20 protein-coding genes and 1 tRNA gene are annotated in these 18,683 nt (G+C 50.8%); 7 read left to right on the top strand and 14 right to left on the bottom strand.

Features of this window, described 5'->3' with window-relative positions; translation table 11 throughout:
* Positions 1-18: 18 nt before the first annotated feature.
* The 4 genes from ABJL60_RS18290 to ABJL60_RS18275 all read left to right on the top strand — a co-directional run bounded on the left by ABJL60_RS18290 (position 19) and on the right by ABJL60_RS18275 (position 4,374).
* Positions 19-750: a hypothetical protein gene (locus ABJL60_RS18290; RefSeq protein WP_348374245.1), complete on the top strand. Its 732-nt coding sequence runs from the start codon at positions 19-21 to the stop codon at positions 748-750.
* 86 nt (positions 751-836) lie between these two features.
* On the top strand, positions 837-1,307 hold the full coding sequence (locus tag ABJL60_RS18285) for a hypothetical protein (RefSeq protein ID WP_348374244.1): 471 nt from the start codon (positions 837-839) through the stop codon (positions 1,305-1,307).
* A gap of 165 nt (positions 1,308-1,472) precedes the next feature.
* The gene (locus ABJL60_RS18280; RefSeq protein ID WP_348374243.1) at positions 1,473-2,489 is read left to right on the top strand and encodes a glycosyltransferase; all 1,017 of its coding nucleotides are present in this window, start codon (positions 1,473-1,475) and stop codon (positions 2,487-2,489) included.
* Positions 2,490-2,856: 367 nt separating this feature from the next.
* Positions 2,857-4,374: a reverse transcriptase domain-containing protein gene (locus tag ABJL60_RS18275; protein WP_348374242.1), complete on the top strand. Its 1,518-nt coding sequence runs from the start codon at positions 2,857-2,859 to the stop codon at positions 4,372-4,374.
* Positions 4,375-4,438: 64 nt separating this feature from the next.
* Here ABJL60_RS18275 and ABJL60_RS18270 read toward each other — a convergent pair whose 3' ends face one another.
* From ABJL60_RS18270 to ABJL60_RS18220, 11 genes are all read right to left on the bottom strand, one after another.
* A complete protein-coding gene (locus tag ABJL60_RS18270) occupies positions 4,439-5,890 on the bottom strand; it encodes a nucleotidyltransferase (RefSeq protein ID WP_348374241.1) in 1,452 nt (483 codons plus the stop codon).
* Positions 5,891-5,912: 22 nt separating this feature from the next.
* Complete coding sequence (locus tag ABJL60_RS18265; RefSeq protein ID WP_348374240.1) at positions 5,913-6,737, bottom strand: hypothetical protein; 825 nt, start codon at positions 6,735-6,737, stop codon at positions 5,913-5,915.
* A 211-nt stretch (positions 6,738-6,948) separates the two neighbouring features.
* Positions 6,949-7,608, bottom strand: coding sequence for a tyrosine-type recombinase/integrase (locus tag ABJL60_RS18260; protein WP_348374239.1), 660 nt, complete (start codon positions 7,606-7,608; stop codon positions 6,949-6,951).
* Positions 7,599-8,771, bottom strand: coding sequence for a hypothetical protein (locus ABJL60_RS18255; RefSeq protein ID WP_348374238.1), 1,173 nt, complete (start codon positions 8,769-8,771; stop codon positions 7,599-7,601). Before ABJL60_RS18255 ends, ABJL60_RS18260 begins: the two co-directional genes overlap by 10 nt.
* Before the next feature lie 385 nt (positions 8,772-9,156).
* The gene (locus tag ABJL60_RS18250; protein ID WP_348374237.1) at positions 9,157-10,341 is read right to left on the bottom strand and encodes a hypothetical protein; all 1,185 of its coding nucleotides are present in this window, start codon (positions 10,339-10,341) and stop codon (positions 9,157-9,159) included.
* A 672-nt stretch (positions 10,342-11,013) separates the two neighbouring features.
* Positions 11,014-11,088, bottom strand: a tRNA-Phe gene (locus ABJL60_RS18245).
* A 78-nt stretch (positions 11,089-11,166) separates the two neighbouring features.
* Complete coding sequence (gene yacG, locus ABJL60_RS18240; RefSeq protein WP_348291446.1) at positions 11,167-11,349, bottom strand: DNA gyrase inhibitor YacG; 183 nt, start codon at positions 11,347-11,349, stop codon at positions 11,167-11,169.
* Entirely contained in the window at positions 11,346-12,365 is a 1,020-nt protein-coding gene (locus tag ABJL60_RS18235) for a ribonuclease E/G (RefSeq protein ID WP_348374236.1), read from the bottom strand. The genes yacG and ABJL60_RS18235 overlap by 4 nt, the downstream gene beginning before the upstream one ends.
* Positions 12,362-12,940 (bottom strand): Maf family protein, encoded by a 579-nt coding sequence (locus ABJL60_RS18230; protein WP_348374235.1) that lies wholly within the window; start codon positions 12,938-12,940, stop codon positions 12,362-12,364. Before ABJL60_RS18230 ends, ABJL60_RS18235 begins: the two co-directional genes overlap by 4 nt.
* Positions 12,941-12,948: 8 nt before the next feature.
* Positions 12,949-13,167, bottom strand: coding sequence for a translation initiation factor IF-1 (infA, locus tag ABJL60_RS18225; protein WP_005978431.1), 219 nt, complete (start codon positions 13,165-13,167; stop codon positions 12,949-12,951).
* 82 nt (positions 13,168-13,249) lie between these two features.
* Positions 13,250-14,140, bottom strand: a complete 891-nt coding sequence (locus tag ABJL60_RS18220) for a carbon-nitrogen hydrolase family protein (protein ID WP_348374234.1) — start codon at positions 14,138-14,140, stop codon at positions 13,250-13,252.
* A 150-nt stretch (positions 14,141-14,290) separates the two neighbouring features.
* Here ABJL60_RS18220 and ABJL60_RS18215 point away from each other — a divergent pair, with 150 nt between their 5' ends.
* Entirely contained in the window at positions 14,291-15,253 is a 963-nt protein-coding gene (locus ABJL60_RS18215; RefSeq protein ID WP_348374233.1) for a LysR family transcriptional regulator, read from the top strand.
* Positions 15,254-15,265: 12 nt separating this feature from the next.
* Positions 15,266-15,958 carry an NAD-dependent deacylase gene (locus ABJL60_RS18210; protein ID WP_348374232.1) on the top strand — a complete coding sequence of 231 codons (693 nt, stop codon included), beginning with the start codon at positions 15,266-15,268 and terminating at the stop codon, positions 15,956-15,958.
* A 34-nt stretch (positions 15,959-15,992) separates the two neighbouring features.
* Here the strand turns inward: ABJL60_RS18210 and ABJL60_RS18205 are convergent, their stop codons facing one another.
* The 3 genes from ABJL60_RS18205 to rpmB form a co-directional block, all read right to left on the bottom strand.
* The gene (locus ABJL60_RS18205; protein ID WP_348374231.1) at positions 15,993-16,487 is read right to left on the bottom strand and encodes a copper chaperone PCu(A)C; all 495 of its coding nucleotides are present in this window, start codon (positions 16,485-16,487) and stop codon (positions 15,993-15,995) included.
* Positions 16,488-16,536: 49 nt separating this feature from the next.
* Positions 16,537-16,818, bottom strand: coding sequence for a hypothetical protein (locus ABJL60_RS18200; protein WP_348374230.1), 282 nt, complete (start codon positions 16,816-16,818; stop codon positions 16,537-16,539).
* Between the two features lie 171 nt (positions 16,819-16,989).
* A complete protein-coding gene (rpmB, locus tag ABJL60_RS18195) occupies positions 16,990-17,277 on the bottom strand; it encodes a 50S ribosomal protein L28 (protein ID WP_108827542.1) in 288 nt (95 codons plus the stop codon).
* A 259-nt stretch (positions 17,278-17,536) separates the two neighbouring features.
* Here rpmB and ABJL60_RS18190 point away from each other — a divergent pair, with 259 nt between their 5' ends.
* Entirely contained in the window at positions 17,537-18,637 is a 1,101-nt protein-coding gene (locus tag ABJL60_RS18190; RefSeq protein WP_348374229.1) for a DUF2855 family protein, read from the top strand.
* The last annotated feature ends 46 nt before the right edge of the window (positions 18,638-18,683 follow it).

Here is an 18,683-nt window from a genome sequence, read left to right as displayed (position 1 = left end):
CAGCATCCACAAAACACCATGATCAAACTGAACCAACTCGCCGATGACGATCCCTTGCTGGACCAATCCAAGCTGCTCTACGTGTTGGAGCAGACGATCCGATATGCAGAGGAAAACGACGGTATCGGCCTAACCCAAACCAAACTGTTCAATCGCAAGTTTGCCCACTGGGGTGCGCAGAACTTCAACTGGCCCGATTACTCAGAGGAAAAGCTGCTTCGGGTGCAAAAAGTGCTGAACGAGGAAGATGTGCCGCCTGTGATGGTGATCCATGATGTAATGACCATCGCCAAGTGGGGCCGACATGTGAAGGGTAAGTTCCAGCTGTCCAAGTCGGTGAAGGCCCTATCGGCGCATCGTGGTCAGTTGTTTGAAGCTTTGGTCCAGCACTATCTGTTTGGGTACAATCATGGCCGTCTCAGTCGGATCGATTTCACCGCACCTGGCAACTGGGACATCTTCTTGAACATCATCAATGTGGAAGCCCAACACGGTCTGACTGAATCGCATTTGGTGAAGACCCTGTATGGGCTGGAACAACCCATTGATCCGTTTGAACGTGAATATCGCAACCACCAATGGTTCCTTGTGTCAGAGGTACTGCGCCCACTGGTCTGGATGGGCTTCTTAGCAGAAACCCGTACAACCGAAGACCGGCTATCGGAGCGCATTTATTGGAAGACGCCCCTGTGGACCAAGTGCTTCAAGTTGGACACGGATCACTACCTAAGCGAACCAACCAAACACTGATTTTTCTCCTAAAAACAATCACATGAATAATGATTTTCCTTTGCGATGGCTTCAGATTCATTGAAACATTGAAAAGGAGAAATTCGATGAATAATACACTACCCTGGGGCTTTTCTAAATGGCACTGGCGCATCTTCAAGATGCACGGCCTAGCAAAAAAGATTGGTGTTGAGCGCGACTTATTAGAGTCTTGGTTCAGCCAACACTACGGTGATCCGACTACAAGTTGGCCGCAACCAGGCCTTGCGCGTTCGTTTAAATGTGGCCCACTTATTGAGTTCAATGTCGGGCATGTACCGATCATCCAACCAAATACATTTAACGCAATTAATAGTCGCTGGCATATTTACAGGCACAAGACCGCGAAGCATCAAAAAGGCAACATAGATGCCTATTTCGGGAATCTCCACATTAATTGGGGCGGTCGTTACGTCGGTGGCTCTCGCAGTGGTCAAAGAAAGGTTGATGATCTCGAGCTTTGCATACTTCCCATACATCAGCAGCAGCTGTTGGACGCACTCTGGGAAGAGTTGCTGGTGTACAAATTGTCAACCTGAGGCTGACACCAAGTCTGTCTGAAAAAACAACTTCTCGCCGCCTTGCGTGGCGAGAACCAAACTGGGTGTATGACACATACATCTAAACACATATATTTCGCCGTCTCAGTACAACATTTCATCCCAACCGGGGGTATCGGATCGTTCTTCAGGGGGTTCCTCAGAATGGCCAATCACTTTGGTTGGCAAGTCACAGTCGTGCTGGACAAAAAGCCATTCGGTCAGTCTCGAGAGATGATGGAGGCTCAATCCAGCGCTACATATTTTTGGCCACCCGAGCCGCTATCATACGCCGCACATACCGCTGCTACGCAATTCACCGGTGAGATGGTCAATGTCTCCAAGGTTGCTAACTTCATCGAGGCGTTCAAACTGGCACGCGCTGAGAACGAACCAGATCACATCCTTATCAACACACCTGACGCTGTTGAAGCCGCGCTGAACCTCAACCTACACAAGAAACACCCAACGACATTCTACACCCACCATGAAAACCTCGTCGTTCCCATGAACAAAGCGTCCAAAGTGTTCGGACCAAGCTACAATGGTTTTCTCTATCTGATCCCGCAAATTCCTGGGATGACTGTTGCCACGCAATGCGACTACAATCTGGTCCGCATGGGTCATCTTTCCTTTGCAAAGCCACCGATTGTGCTGCCCATGCCAATCCCTGATCCACAGCTGATGCAACCATATTCTGGGAAACGTGAGGGCGTGTTGTTCATCGGTCGCCATGAACCGCGCAAAGACCCAAAGCTGTTTGTCAAAACCGTCGCTGAAGCTGGTCTGCCTGCCAAGGTGCTCACCAATAAGCGCGGGGTCAAGAAGTTCGAAAAGCTGTTTGCAGATGCTGGCGTCTCCGATCCAGAGATCAAATGCCAGATTACCGGCGAGGACAAAGCTAACTTCATTAAATCTGCGAAGGTAGCGTTTCATCCTGCTTTGTCGGAATCCTATGGGTTCTCAGCAATGGAAACACTGGCGGCAGGTTTGCCAACTCTGCTGATTGAAGAACGTGAATGGTGGCAAGCATTTGCGAATGATGGCGTGGACCTTACATCAAAGCAGGATGCAACCGCCGCGTTGTGTTCGTTATATGGAACGACACAGCACACGTTGCAAAGCCCATGGGCGCAGCACGAAGCCAACACATTTGCGTCTTGGAACACCTATATGGCCTGAGTATCGGCGGCCCACTACTGTCATGGTAGTGGGTCACAATTTACCTTGGGAAGTTGAGTTCCACGGGATTGCCCTTTTGGGATAGCAACAAAGGCAAGGTCACTGATGCTGCCACTGGCAAACCGATAATCTCGAACTTGAGCGCTGTGAGACCTTGATGCCCCGCTAACAATTCAACTTCGTAAGAGACCCCATAGCGGACCTTCACGCTGGCATGTTCCGCTACAATACAACGTTTCTAAAGCGGGCTCCCAGCTACCGCTCGGAGAAAGCCACTTGTTGACGAACGATTTCCGTTTCTTTAGCTAGCCGATTGACCGCTACTAGGTTACTGAAAGGCTCGACTTTTTTGAGGGCGGTTCTTAGCATGAAATCTAATCAGAATTTTTTCAACTATGACTACCGAAGTTCATTATTTCCTATGTTCACGACCAAGTTTTTGATCAATTTTGGTGAAGATAAATTGCTAGAAAATTCAGCGAATTGCGTCAAATCGACTACCAGTATTGGCTTCTCGCCGCAGATTAAGGCCTATGCATCAAAACCCAAATTGCACTTGCGCAGAACTCCGAAGCTCGATCCATCGGCAGAGTGCTTTGTCTACGATTTGGTTTTCCGAAATCGTGATCTGTTTCGCGCTTCTAGGTCAGATAGCCACAAGCACTTTGGTTACCGCTTTGACGAAGACGACCTTCCAATTTCAGCAACCGAAGCTTACGGAGCGTTCCGAAAATCGCAGTCAGATTATGAACGGCAATACAGATACAGTTTAACTTTTGACGTTGCTTCCTATTTCAACTCATTGCGTCATGACGACATTGTTGAATGGTGCCACGTAGCGGGCCTAGGTTCAGAAGATACGAAGGCTTTGGATAGCTTCCTCGAGCAAAGTAATTCCGGACGCGGGTCAGATTGTTGGCCTCAGGGAATTTTTCCCGCGAAGATGGTAGGTAACGCCTTTCTTCGATTTGCCGAGGAAAACTCAGGCCTGAAGTCGTCCGCTGCCATTAGATTTTTAGATGATTTTGTTCTGTTTTCTGATGACAAAGGTCAACTTGTGGATGATTTCTTTTTGGTCCAAAAACTTCTCGGCTCAAGGGGTTTATCTATCAACCCGAGTAAAACGCGCTTCAATGAATCAATTGATGGGCTTTCTGAAACATCATTACCGGATGTCAGGAAGAGGTTATTGGAGAAGAGTCGGGAAGCAACGCACTTAGCTTACGCAGAAGACTTTGACGACGCATACGAGGGAATTGAACTTGATGACGAAGAGATCGACTATATCAAGAAGATATTGAATGAAGACAAATTGAACGAAGAGGATTCTGAACTCATTCTAAGTGTTTCCAGAAACCATCCAGATGAAGTTAAGCCGCATTTGGGAAAGTTGTTTACTAGCAGTCCACACCTTTCAAAGCGCGTTTGGTCGTTTTGCAGCGTAGTTGGTGATGTGGAGTTTACTGAAAAGTTTCTGTCAGAGACCTCGCAGAGCTCTACCATCCAAGAGTATCAACTGTTCTGGCTTGCACAAATTGTGGCTGACCATGCATCCGACATCATCTCAAATGGGGGAAGCATCTCAAACACTCTACAACACCTTTACAGTCATCGAAATGCGACTGACCTATCAAGAGCTAAGCTATTAGAAATAAGTATTTCCGATCCAGCCCTTATGGAATGGAGGCGTGAACATTTGTTGTCCGGACGCTCAGACTGGATGGTTTGGGGAAGCGCAATCGGGCATCGTGGCGTGATACAAAACTCTGCGGTTCGACGTTTTACTTCGTTCTCTAATGCGTCGCAGATGAATAAAGTCATATTTGACATAATTAGGAACGCAGATGAAAAATCTTCAGATTTAGAAAATCTGGTTGCGTTTTGATTGCATTGCTCTGCTCTCTCGACCCCTTGCCGGGTCAATTTGGCGCTAACGTCTATGACTACCTTTATTCAATCACCACATAGAACGGCTCACTTCGGCTAACTTGAATTCCGTCACGCTTACGTATGACAAATACCTCGACGAAGTGAACACCCCTATACTCGAGATTTTCCCATCTGACACCACCAGCATGTGAGCGCTCAATAGAACCGCGAAGTTGGCCTTTTCTCAATGCGTCCTCACCAGTGTTAGTAACTCGCCATCTAGTTTCAAACGCTTGGTTATCAAGCGGCATACCGGTTGCTGTTTTTGCGAAGAATTGTAACTGAAAACTCTTGGGGACAATGTCACCACTATCAACATTGGAAACCATGACCCCGCCTCGTGAACGGTGGAGTGTCGATGTAATATTCACAGAAAAAAGATGATTGCCGACGGCACGCCACGTTGGTTCTTCCAGATACGGCAAGCTCGAAAGTGAGGATGGAATAGCGCGTCTACCATATTTTTTAACTAGATCAACTACGTCCCCAACAAATCCAAGCGCGGGTGTCGCGAAGTTCTCGCGCAGTTGATCGACTGCTTTCACCGTAACGGATTTGGCCTGTTGTTCGCCTTCATTCTTTCCAAACTGATCGCCGAAAACACGTCGCCACTTTGAAATACTCTTGTTTCGGTCAGTTTCTTCGAAGGCATCATCGATCCAGCCGCGATACTTGTGAACCATATCTCGAAAATTCGAATATTGATCATTTGTCCAACAAGTAGAAAAATCTTCTCTACTGAACGGGCTTGATACCTGCGGTTTGACAGGCTGCATTTGCAACCACGTATCAAGCCGCTCAAACATCGCTCTAAGTGCACTCGGCGTATCAGCGAACTTGGCGTTACCTTGGTCATACGGATGAACTTGCTTTGCCAACAATGTGGTTAGACACACAGATGAACACGTGAATGTCGTTTTCACATCGCGAAGATACTTTACCAACCGAGTGACTTTTCGGAAACTGTTGTTGCCAGATAGAGAGTTTTTCTCCTTTAGCCAATCGGTGAATATTTTTGGCTGACTTTCCTCAAAATCATCGGTGTCACGATTGCAAACCTCCAGCCTTTCGAAGCCCCAACGATTTCGAATGCACGGCGCAATATCAATATGCTTGTCAGCGGCATAGTCGAGAGTAACACAATGAGAATATCGATGTGCCTTACTGCGATACAGATCACTGCCCCTAAATGTGGAGTAAAGATTGTTGATGTAGTCGCTGGCGCTCCAGCCTTCTACTGGGTCAATAATGGCAAGAACGTCCGCGTCGAATCCTCTGGTTGGCAACGGCTTGATAATGGTTTGATGCGCCCATGAACCTTGTGGATACCACTCCAAATTGATTGGCTCCCAATCTGAACTTACTACAAAGGTGTGTAATGCTGTGGAGGTATTGTTGAGGCTTGATAGGCGCGCGGCGTTCAAGTTTACGGTGTCGGTTAAAAATTCGTTAAATACTCTTAGGTTTTTCAATTAGATAACTTTCAAAAATGAGTTAACCCTTTAGATAGGAAGCCCAAAGCTCATTGAGATTAGTTTCCTGATTTCTATAAATTAAGGGAACTATCTCGGGCGCGCTTTGAATTGCACTTGTGTAGTCTTCCATGATCAGCAGAGCATCTGCAGTCCTTACATCGCCTTGTTTTGCAATTTCGATCCTGCTCAGCACTTCACTTGTATCAGTCGCACAACGGCGATGTGTCAAAAAAGACCCAAACACGTCTGCAGACATGATAAAAACAGTTGCTGCAAAGAATATCCGTACAGACATCATTAAAAAGTCGCTTGTTGCCGACGGGATCAGGAAGATGGCGAGTCCAGTGAAAACCATAGCATAGATGGCAACTATCACTAGCCATGCATTGGCACTCAGTCTGTGGAGCTTCGAACTGTAGAATGCCGACTCCTCCAAGCACTCCAACAGTTTTGCAGGCCCCGGTTCTGCTTCTGTTGCGTAGTAGTCACTCTTTTCAGCACTCCGCGCTTTGTCAGCGGGAACCGTGAACTTTTCCAACAATCTTCGCTTTTCTCCAGCAGACAGCTCCTCTCCCAACCCATTGACTATGAGGGCAGCCCTCCGCGCGGCATGGGCTGCACTCTGCTTTCGGCCGTATTGGTAGTTAATCAATACCCAAAACGTCAAAAAGAAAAAATTGACGGCAGCAAGGTAGTACAGTGCGATAGCTTCGGTTGTCACTACGGAAGCGACGGCGGGCAAGGTCACTACTAATCCGACTAAGAACGACGCAATGCGCCATTTCCCTGAAGCGGCGTACTCCGCTCTCAAATATCCAACCAAGGACTCAGCGCTCAGTTCCATCAATTTCTCCAGTTTAACCGTTTCGAGAAGACGCGAACAAAAACTATTCTATGTGAGGCTACCTGCAGCAATAAAGTTCCGCAACGCTGATCGGACTTTCTCCCAAGATTCAATTAAATGGACCCTGTAATGAAGGACTGCTTTTCATCTAAACGGCGCTACGTTTGCACCTGTAGCGAATGTCTGCTTTCCGCCAACCCTGATGCAAGTGTCACTTCCGCCGATACTGCATCAACCGCTTTTTCGACCAATCTGGGATCAGCTGTGCAATCTCATCAGTGGGTCTGATCTTGCTGTAATAGGCATCGATCATCTTGCTGGATGTGCCTACGTTCCGGCCCAACAGATGATGCCCAACCCCTTCGCGGATTTGCTGGGTGATGTAGAAATGCCGGAAACTGAAGCTGTCCCTGAGTTTACCATTACGGGCCACCCGTAGATCCGCTGCGATCAGCAGTTTTGCCAAACCACTCTTGAAACTGCGAATGCGTTTGCCTTCATGGGTGAAAAATACTGGATCATCATCTTCGGGCATCTCACCACGCGCAACATAAAACAATGACTTCAGCAGGTTGAAAAATGTGAGCGTTTCCGGCATCGCAGCAAGTTCGCGTTCTTTGCCTTTGCCACGGGCTTGGATCACAGTCACATCGCAGAACTCTCCGTTTTCCACTTGGATTTTGCGGGCTTCAATGTCGCCCCAGCTGAGGTTCAACAGTTCCGTCACACGCATTCCAGTGAACGCGGCGATCATGCAAAAGCAATGCAGGCGTAGCCGGTCTTGATACGTTTTCTGGTTCTTGCCGCTTGGATCATCATCTGTAAATTCAAATTCCCGCACCCTTTGTTCGGATACAGATTTCAGATGCATGAACTCTTCCATCGTGAAGCCGGGCCTGCTGTTGTCTTTGCGGCGTTTGTCTTTGGGCACATTGATTTCAGGGATTTCAGTGACGTAGCCACGGCGTTGGCCAAACTCAAACAACTGGCGCAGTAATGGGCTGGTGTTGGGTTCAAGGCGGACAAGATCGCTACATTGTGGATATGCTGGTACTTGTTCAAACCCCAAGGTGCATTGGGCAATTGCTCCGCCTGAATGCTCGACAATGAGTTCTCAACCAAATCCTCAACGTCCTTGTTCACCAGATACGCACAAGGACCGTGGAATTCAGATTGGATCGTCTCAAGATAGATGTTGAGATTTAGCTGTTCCAACCCGTTCAATATACTGGCTTTTCCTCTAAACGCCTTGGACCAATCGGTTTCAAACAGATAGCCAATGTGTAAGCGATCTCCGCAATCATGCCGCTTGTAGCGCAATTCGTTGGTGATCGGTTCAAAAGGTTCAAACTGCAGGTTCAAATGCGGCCATATCAATCCCAAGAGGCTGTTTTGGAATCCAGCGCCCATCACCAACACATCCGCAAATTGGTCAATGACTTCACAGTGGACGCCAACCCGCTCTCGATACTGCCTTGGTTGCCCAGACCCAAATAAAGTTGGTTGCAGCAGCGAGAACATCTCCAACTGCCGTGCGCCGACTTCGCCTTTGCCGGATTTAACCCGCTCATACCGTTGGGTCTTCACATAAGTTTCAAAGTACGGGCTAACGATGTGTCGTGCCATTGACGACAACACGGCACTGACTTCGTCTTTCTGTTGGTTTTCCGCATACCGCATCAGCACGGCTTTGCCTTCTTGTGTGGGTCGCACCTCACTGTAACCTTCTTTGTCGTCACCAAGTTCGATGGAATCGGTGAGCAAATGATGGTTGTCTGGGATGTTCAGTTTATCCGCAGGAGCGACGGCCGGGATTTCATCGCAAACGCAGGTCCACATCCAGCGGTTGGGCCAATGGGTAAGATTGATGAACGCAGCTTCCGTGATCATCAAGATTTCACCTGTGCGATGATCCGCTTGTTTGAGGTGGTCCGCCAATGTTGCAGCAACAGAAAAGTCGGTCCCAAATTGTTCAAACATATGGGAATGAATGCCGTTTATGGGCACTGTATTCTTGGATCGCTGATCAAACATGCAGGCATCACGTTGGGCTTGTTGCAGCAGTTCAATGGATTTGAACACCAAAACGGTTTAACCTTCTTAAATACAACGATGACGATTGAGGTCGCGCAGTGGTGTGAAGCCAACGAAGTAACTTGATTACAGCGGCAATGCCGCAAACCGCAAGAAACTGAGATTTCCATCAATAATCCCAAATAGTTAACACTACGAAGTAACGATAGAAGCACCATGAAGCAGTGCAACCAGCGTTTGTAGTCCACTGTGCAATCTTTTGAACCCATGTGGACCTCTTCCTGTGGGGTTCAACTGAGTTACGGCGATATGGTGCTAAGAGCGACTAAAGAATGAACTGCCAATGCGCCGCTCAGATTAAGTGCGACTAAGGCCAATTATACGCTCAAAGGCTAGGAAAGTAGCTCAAATCCCTTTGTATTTCGACCGCTTTGTCGCTCATCTCTTGTGTGATGTCCGGTAACTCAATGTAAGCTAAATCTGATGAGTACCCAACCTTAGAGCTACCTGGTTGGTCGGTTGCTATGCCTACGACACGTTGGGTGTCAGGCTGTTTGCACTGCACGACTAAACATCTCAACCCCAATTCCGAAACTCTGGCTTCTCGATCTGAACTAGGCGCGATCAGAAAGACAAAGGCAGTTCCTCCGTAGCCCAATGCTAATCTCGACCTGACTTTCAATTCAGGGTTTCCCAAAATTTCAAAAAATCGTCCCGAAAGTTGCGCTCTCATATATCTTGGCTGCAAAGCCATTTCTATCAGCGCGTGTTGATCATGGGTAACGGATTGGCTGTGCATGTCGAGCATGCCATCTGTAATTAAGTCTTTGGCATAACTTTTGATCAGGGAGTCCCACCGATAGGAGTTTTTGAAATATTCTGCATGGTCCTTAAACTCTTCTGATTTTTCAAAGCTATCCCAGATATCGCCGTCTAAAATCATTAGGCCAGCTTCGCTCGCACCTCCTGCAAAGTTCGGAAAGGTGTAATCATTCTGGATGAATAGCGCGACCAAGTCTTCAATGCCGCCCCCATTGAAAACTACCTTTGCTTCTCCTGTGACAAAAGCTTCGGAAGCTGTAAGAAATTCGACGAAATCTGTAATTGTATCGAGCGCACTAAAAACGATGCCTACGCTTTTTTCGTCGCAGACGTGAACAAAGCCATTTCCTAAGTCACCCCATTTGATCGGTGCTTGTTCCTTTGAACCGAGTGACACCGAAACTCGATGGTAAATTCGCTCTAGCTTTGGTGGTAGCGTAACTATCCTGCCATCGTGCCGGACTACATCATCGGCGTTCTTTAGCCATCGCTCTGCCCCCCAAATTTGACTGGCCGATTTTTCGATTGCGGTACGATGCCAGCGCTCCCAACCTTTAGTATCGCCAGTGTCTTTATACTCAATCTCTTTAACTGAAATAATGACTATGTGCGGACCACAGACAATCAAACAATCACAAAGCTCCTTTCCCTTCTTCCCTATCGGATTTGGATGTGTCCAAAGCTCAAGGAATGAGCGTTCACAAAGTTGGGTTACAAATTTTTCGGATCGGGTAAGACCAACTGACATAAAATATCCAGATCAAAGGCTAAAAGATTATTAGAACCAGATTCCTTTGGAAAATGGTACTCAAAGTTGCTGTTGCTCAAGTTCTACAAGGCAACCAATCAACCGTTTTGGCGGTCTACGTTTACAGAATGCAGCCAACGTTGCAAACGAGGAACGGGTTCAATTCACAAGCATCAATTTTGTTCCTACACCGCGCAGCGAAGGTCCGCACCACTGTAAAAACGCGGTTCCAACCAACTTGGAAAAACTTTCTCAGTGTAAGAACTCTTAAGAATTTTCCTCAAGAAACTTTTAGTGAGAACTTCCGCGAAGAAAATTGTTGTTCTTGACAAGGGTGGCTTCGCACGGTGCCAACTGACGATGGTGAAAATCATCTGATTTGATCGAAATTGCAGTGCTTGATGCCAAACAACCAAAACCCAAAATTTGTTCCAACAATCCCAAATACTTAAACCCACAACATCACTCTGTGAGCCCCATAAGCACGCGAAGAAGCGTTGCTACCGTGCTGTGCTAGGTTTGTGCTAGGTGCACGGCGCTATGCTTGCAAAGTACTGTGCTAAATGATGTTTTTTAGACTGTGCTAGCGCTGTGCTAGGTAAAATCGTGCTAGCACAACGTTTTCGCTGCAATGCAGAAAAACGCTAAGCGTATGCTTTTATTACGTTTAAATGGTGCCCGGGGGCGGAATCGAACCACCGACACGAGGATTTTCAATCCACTGCTCTACCCCTGAGCTACCCGGGCACGGGACGCCTTTGCAGGCTTGGGTGAGCGGGTTCTAGGACCATTGGGGCGCGGTGTCCAGAACCTTTTTCAACTCTTTTAATGTGGCTTTGGTTGCGTCTGATCCACAGCGTCAATTGCGGCCTCGATATCTTCCAGATCGTCGGACGGTACGGCATAGGATCCGTTCACCCAGCGCGCCAAATCTACGTCAGCGCATCGACGTGAACAGAACGGGCGATAGTCTTTGGCCGTTTCAGCATCGCAAATCGGGCAGCTCATGACAGAACCTCTAACAGCGGCAGGCGGACGCGCTTGCGTTGCAGTTCGTAATGCCCCAGCGGCGTCCAACCAACCAACGCAGTTTCGATCTCACATGCCTTGAACGAAGATCGCAAAGCGTTTTCAAACGCGCGCCGGTCTTTTTTCGGCATAGGGGCCAGATCAAGCGTAATCTGCCCCGCCAAACCGCGAACACGCAATGCCGTGGGCAACAATCTGGCACATGCCATGTTTGCTTTGATCCCTGCTGCAAGCGAAGCGTCGTTGCCGGTGTTGACGTCCACGGCAATCAGGGCACGCGTCGGCTCAATATACATGCCCCCCGCCCCGAAAGACACGAACGCGCCGGTCGCGTCCTCCAAAGCATCCAACACGCCATGGGCTTCAAATCCACCGGCTTCGGTGACGACCTCGGCCGGAGCAACCCAGTCGCGCCATGCAAGAACATGTGGGCCGTCGCCATCACTTAGCGTGGCTTGCCCGCTGCCTTCGTCGCCCATGACAGCATCTGCAAGGGACACCATCGCCTGAATGTCTTCAGCGATGTCTTCCGGCGCCGCATCCACACAACAAGACCGCAAGATCAAGCCAACTTGTCGCCCGTCCAGCGCGTCATGCGCAATTTCCAACAGCTGGTCTCGTAGATCGTCGTCGCGGATGCTGCGGGAAATGTTCAATCCCGGAGCGCCCGGGGTGACGATGGCATAGCGGCTTTTGAACAGGATTTTCTGAGTGACGGGAATTGCTTTGCCAGGCTCCGCGTATCCCGACACCTGAACAAGCAGGCTTTGGCCCGGCGCCAACCCTTTCACTTGCCGCAAAAAGGCAGGACCATCAGGCGTCTTCAAGAACATGCCACCTTGCCCTTTTACCGGCTTGTCAGCGATCGCGCGATAGATCGTGCCGGGGGGGGCAGTGTCGCCAGAAATCAACAGATCGTCCAGCTTGCCATCCACCATCAATGCAGCGGCTTCGCGGTCACCTAAGTGGTCCAGAATAATCGTGCGGCCTTTCATGGCGCTTCCTTATAAAGAGGGTATCCCGCAGCCGTAAGAAGGCCCGCGGTTTCAGTGACCGGCAATCCCATGATGGCGGAGAAAGATCCGCTGATCCATGGAATGAATGCACCTGCGGGGCCTTGGATGGCATAGCCGCCGGCTTTGCCTTGCCAGTCGCCGGTGGCCAGATATGCGTTTACCTCGACGTTGGACAACGCCTTCATGCGCACCGCGCTGACAACATCCTTTTGCCAAACACGGTCGCCGCGCTTTACTGCAACGGATGTAATGACACGGTGGCGACGTCCCGATAATTTCCACAAATACTCTGCAGCTTGTGCGGCATCGTCAGGTTTGCCCATGATCCGACGCCCCAAGGCGACAGTGGTGTCCGCGCATAAAACGATATCATCAGGGGCTGCTTCGACGGCAGCAACCTTTTGCGCCGTCACGCGGTTGCAATAGGGGCGCGGCAGTTCGGCCTTAAGCGGCGTTTCGTCGATGTCAGGGGCGCGAACAGCGTCAGGCACAACGCCAATTTGCCCCAGCAGCTCTAGGCGGCGGGGGCTTCCTGAACCTAAGATAAAAGCCATAAGGGCTGTTACTTAAAGCGATAGTTGATCCGACCCTTAGTCAGATCGTAGGGCGTCATTTCGACTTGCACCTTGTCGCCTGCCAGAACACGAATGCGGTTTTTGCGCATTTTGCCTGCCGTATGTGCGATGATCTCATGGCCGTTTTCCAGCTCGACCCGAAACGTCGCATTCGGCAGGAGTTCCTTTACGACACCGGGAAATTCGAGCGTATCTTCCTTGGCCATGGTCTCTCCTACATGGAATCTATCCGCCATCTGCGGACGCGCCACTAAATGAGCGCTTTTTACCGCAGTTTCAAGGCTTCAATCACTGCAAAGATGTATTTGTGACCGCAGCGTCACGACCAATCTGCGCATCCCAGTCGCGTCGGTTCAAAACCACGCCATCTGCGCGAACCTCTGCAATCTGCGCCAGGTCCACTTCCGCGTAAGTCCATCCAGCCACATTCAGGTCCCCCACCGCAAGAACGCCTGTTTCAGGAAATCCGCGATCGGGCGGACAAAACACACCACCTGCTCCAATGGTGCTGCCCAGCGCATCATTCCAGTCCGCGCCGCCAACAATCGACGACATCACAGTAATGCACTGGCTTTCCAAGGCCCGCGCCATGGCACCGATGCGCACACGCCAATAGCCTGACACAGCTTCCGTCACGGATGGCACCACGATGATGTCGGCCTGCGACAAAGCACGACCCAGCAACGGAAATTCACTGTCATAGCAGATCAACACGCCGATTTTCCCTAATGCAGTGTCAAAAATTTGCAACGCATTGCCCGGCACGACGTCCCAGACCTCAGCCTCAAAACGGGTCATGATCTGTTTGTCTTGCACGCCAATGCCGCCTTGCGGTGTAAACAGGCGGGCGCGGTTCACGGGGCGTCCGTTTTCCGGGCGTGGCGCATGAAACGACGGGGCCGATCCGGCAAGGATATGAACATCAAACTGCGTGGCAAGCCTAGCGTGCAGGGCATCTGCATCGGGCAACCGCTCAGACACAGCATGCATGGATTGCTCAAGATCGCCCGCCACGTTCATCCCCGCAAGCGTCGCAAGTTCCATGGCGGCGTATTCGGGAAACACCAGCAAATCGGCACCTTGGCCTGCGGCCTCTTTCACCCATCCGGTTAATTTGGACACGTATTGATCCCAATGCTCGAACACATCAAGCGGGTAAGCAGCTGTTGCGATTTTCATGGCATTCTCCAGTTTCGGTCCAGCCTGTCCCAAATTCAGGCCGATGTCCATGTTTAGACTTTCCAAATTCCTTTGACGTCTAACCCCTATATATGACATGATAGCCCGTATTAAGTTTCACATATTCTTAAACTGCAAAGGTCAGCCACAATGATTGCAAAAGGTGTCACACTACGTGGGTTAGAGGTGTTTGAGGCCTTAGCATCAAGTGGGTCTGTGGCCCAAACCGCCAAGATCACCGGATTAAGCCAGCCCGCGGTCAGCCAACAATTGACCAAGCTTGAACTGGCGCTGAAAACCGACTTGATCGAACACAACAAACGCCCCATGCGCCTGACACCAGCCGGGCACAGCTTTTTGGGACGTGCGCGCGCCGCTTTGGGCGAATTGCGCATGGCGCAAAGTGAATTGACAGTGATGGATCTGGCGCATCTGAGTGCGCTGTCTATCGGGTTGATCGACGACTTTGACAATGACCTGACACCGCGGTTGGCAACAATTTTGGCCGACAGTTTGACAGGGTGCAAATTCAAGCTGATCACAGCGCCCAGCCACGAGATTTCGGACGCCATTGCCGACAAGCAGCTGCATATCGCGATTTCTGCCAAAACCGGGCAAATGATGGAAGGTGTGCAGGAATATCCGTTGGTACGCGACCCCTTCATTCTAGTGGCCCCCAAAGGGGTGTTCACGCAAGCGACTTTGGAACAGCATCTCGATACGTTGCCGTTCCTGCGTTACGATGAGGACCAATTGATCAGCCGGCAGATCGAAGCCCATCTGGCGCGCCATAAGCTGAACTTCCCGCAACGCTTTGAATTGGGCAGCCATCTTGCGCTGATGGCTATGGTTGCGCGGGGCATCGGGTGGGCCGTGACCACCCCACTGGGCTATATGCGTGCCGAACGCTTTCATTCCGAAGTGGAGGCATTCCCCCTGCCCTTCAAACCCTTTTCGCGGGAAATTATGCTCTATGCTGGCATTGACTGGGCCGGCGACGTGCCCCGCGATGTCGCTGTAACCATGCGCCAATTGGTGCAACGCCATATGATTGATCCTGCAGTGACTTTTCTGCCATGGCTGGCAGATGATTTGCGCACACTTGAGGGGTAAGGGGACAATCCGATGACCAATATCGTCATTCTGACCGGCGCAGGTATTTCTGCCGAAAGCGGCCTTGGCACTTTTCGGGGCGCAGACGGGCTATGGGCAAAACACAACATTGAAGATGTGGCCACACCAGAAGGTTTTGCCCGTAACCCGCAGCTTGTTGTCGATTTCTATAATATGCGCCGAGCCGAAGCCCAAAAAGCGCAAGCAAACGCAGCCCACATTGCTTTGGCCGAACTGGAAACCCTGCACACAGGCGCGGTGACTTTAATCACGCAAAACGTTGATGACCTGCACGAAAAAGGCGGCATGCAAAACGTTTTGCACATGCATGGCCAGTTGAATTCAGCGCTGTGTTCTTCATGTGATCACCGTTGGCCTGTCGCGCGGGACATGCAGGTGGGTGAAACATGCGGTGATTGCGGCGCCCGCACTGCACGTCCCGATATCGTGTGGTTTGGGGAAATGCCCTACGGCATGGAGCGCATTGAAACGGCGTTAAGCAAGGCTGATGTGTTTGCCGCTATCGGCACATCCGGCAACGTCTATCCTGCCGCAGGTTTTGTACAAATGGCAAAAGCGTATGGCGCTCATACAATAGAGTTGAATTTGGAACCCTCGGCGGTGGTCTCCCAATTTGATGAAACCCGTTTTGGAAAGGCCAGCGAAACAGTGCCTGCATGGGTCCATGACCTTCTGCAAACGTAAGGGCCGAACCACGCAAGGTCCGGCCCTGAAGGGATCAGTCGGATGAATGGCCCGAATGGTCGCCGTGGCCGCCATGCTTGGCTTTACGTTCGTTGTCGACGGGCACCTCAATCTCAACTTCGCCCGCGTTTTCAAACACCAGCGTCACTTTAATTGTGTTGCCCTGAATAAGGGACTGGTTCAGCCCCATCAGCATCACGTGGTCGCCGCCGCGTTGCATCATGTGCATTTCACCCGCGGCAATGGCGATCCCGCCTTCGATTTCTGTCATTTTCATAACGCCCTCACCCTGATCGATGTGGGTGTGCAATTCGACCTTTTTGGCAACGTCGGATTTTGCAGCAATCAGTCTATCGTCCTGATCGGTATGGTTCATCAGTATCATGAATGCAGCGCCCGCTTTGGCATTGGGGGTCGCGGCCCGCGCGTAGGCGTCTTTGGCCATAAGACCCATGCCATCGGCAAAAGCCGCACCAGACAGCATTACAGTTGCAGCCGCAGCTGCGAGAAATTTGGAAGTCACAGACATATCTGTTGTCCTTGTCGGTCGTGTCTAAAAGTGATGATTTGGTTCTGGATCACACTGCGGCAGGCGGTCCACGTGACATGTAGACAAAGGGAACAGTTCCGACATGTGCCATGCTGGCACTGACGATATATGCAATGGGGTGCAACACCACAGCCGCCGGCAAATCGTATTGCGGCTGAAGGCTATCCAGGCTTGCCGCCAAACAGTCAGGACATAAATGCGGCGCGGACGTCGGATTGCCCTGCGCATCCATATACACCAGTTTTTCACCGGACCCGGTGCACAAAACCATCTTGCCCGTGGCGTCATTTGCACCACGCGCCACAGCCATACTGTGGCCTGTGAAACTGATCACAAGCGCAAGGCACAACGCTAAAAGGGGGCGTATGACATACATGCGTATTGTGTAATTCAGCGCATCACGGGATTCAACTGCGCCAAAATGAAACAGCCCCGCACGCAGATTGCGAACGGGGCCAAATCAATTAAACCTCGCAAGCGCTTATGCCGCAGCAAGGGCTTTCGCGATTTCTTTCTTCACTTTCAACGCATTCGCGGAAAGTTCAACGTCTTTGGATTTCGCCATGAACGCATCCAGACCACCGCGGTGGTCAACAGTGCGCAGCGCTGCCGCAGAAATGCGAAACTTGATGCCGCGACCCAGAACTTCGGACTGCAACGTCACATCGTTCAGGTTTGGCAGAAAGCGACGCTTTGTTTTGTTGTTGGCGTGGCTGACATTGTTGCCAGACATTGGGCCTTTACCGGTCAATTCGCATACGCGCGACATGGGATCATCCTTTTGCTCAAGTCGTGTTTGAAGCGGTCTTCATAACGACAAAGGGTGCCGCCTATGCTGCACCTCATAATTTCGTTAGGCGGCAATAGGGGGAATCGCCGCTTGGGTCAAGCAGGTTCGCCCACTTTCCAGCCTTGTTTTACACTGCATTCGCCCCAACGTCACGCGGCAGCGCGTCTTGCCAATGCAGACCGGCCCGGTTCAAGCTGCCGCAACCCATGTAAAACGCCCCTTACCAAGGACAACAATCATGTCGATCGCCGGCCAGGACCTCATCGTCAACCGCAAAGATCTCAGCGAAACTCAGGTGGTGCCGGTCACGTTCCCTGACACGCCTCAGGACGGGGAATGCCTGCTGCGCGTCGATTGTTTTTCACTCACCGCCAATAACATCACATACGCAGTGGCGCCTGAAAGCATCGGGTATTGGTACTTTTTCCCGACCCCGAACGCCGACCACGGGCGCGTACCCGTATGGGGCTATGCCGAGGTCGTCGCATCGGCCCACCCCCAGGTTCCTGTTGGCAAGCGGGTCTATGGCTACCTGCCCATGTCCACACACCTGATGATCCGCCCGGGAAAAGTCACGGAGTTCGGAATGCTGGACACCGCAGGGCACCGGCAACCGATGGCGGCCATTTACAACCAATACAGCTTCGCCGACGCAGACCCCGCATATGCGCCACAACACGAGGGGATCATCAGCTTGTTGCGCCCCTTGTTTACCACGTCGTTCTTGCTGGATGACTACCACCGCTCCAATGACTGTTTCGGCGCCACACAACTGGTGCTGTCTAGCGCGTCCAGTAAAACGGCGTTGGGAATGGCGTTTTTGATGGCTCGGGAAAAGCCAAGCGGGCTGACGATTGTCGGACTGACCAGCCCACGCAATGTCGCCTTTACACAAAACTTGGGCATCTACGACAAAGTCGTAACCTACAACGATGTGGCCAGCCTACCACAGGAAAAAACGGCGTTTGTGGATATGGCAGGCAACGCCGACACACTGCGCGACGTGCACAGACACTTTGACACAAACCTCATGAATTCGTGCCGCGTCGGGCTAACACATTGGCAAAACACGTCGAATTTTGTGGATGGATTGGCAGGCGGGCCAAAGCCTGCATTTTTCTTCGCCCCAACCTATGCACAGGACAGAATCAAAGATTGGACGCCAGCTGGATTTCAGAAAAAAGTGGGCAAGGCTTCAGCTGCCTTTTTCGGGGCTGCCGCAAATTGGATGCAGATCGAAAACGGATCAGGCGCACAAGCAGTGCAAAACACATATTTGCAGATGTTGAACGGTAACATCGATCCCTCAAAAGGACATGTGCTGTCACTGCACACTTAACCCTTCCTTTCGCGGCAAATACTTCGGGGGCGGCCAAAGGCCGGGG

Origin of the sequence: Ascidiaceihabitans sp. (assembly GCF_039986515.1) — a bacterium.
GTDB lineage: Bacteria > Pseudomonadota > Alphaproteobacteria > Rhodobacterales > Rhodobacteraceae > Ascidiaceihabitans.
This window is presented reverse-complemented; position numbering and strand designations above follow the sequence as displayed.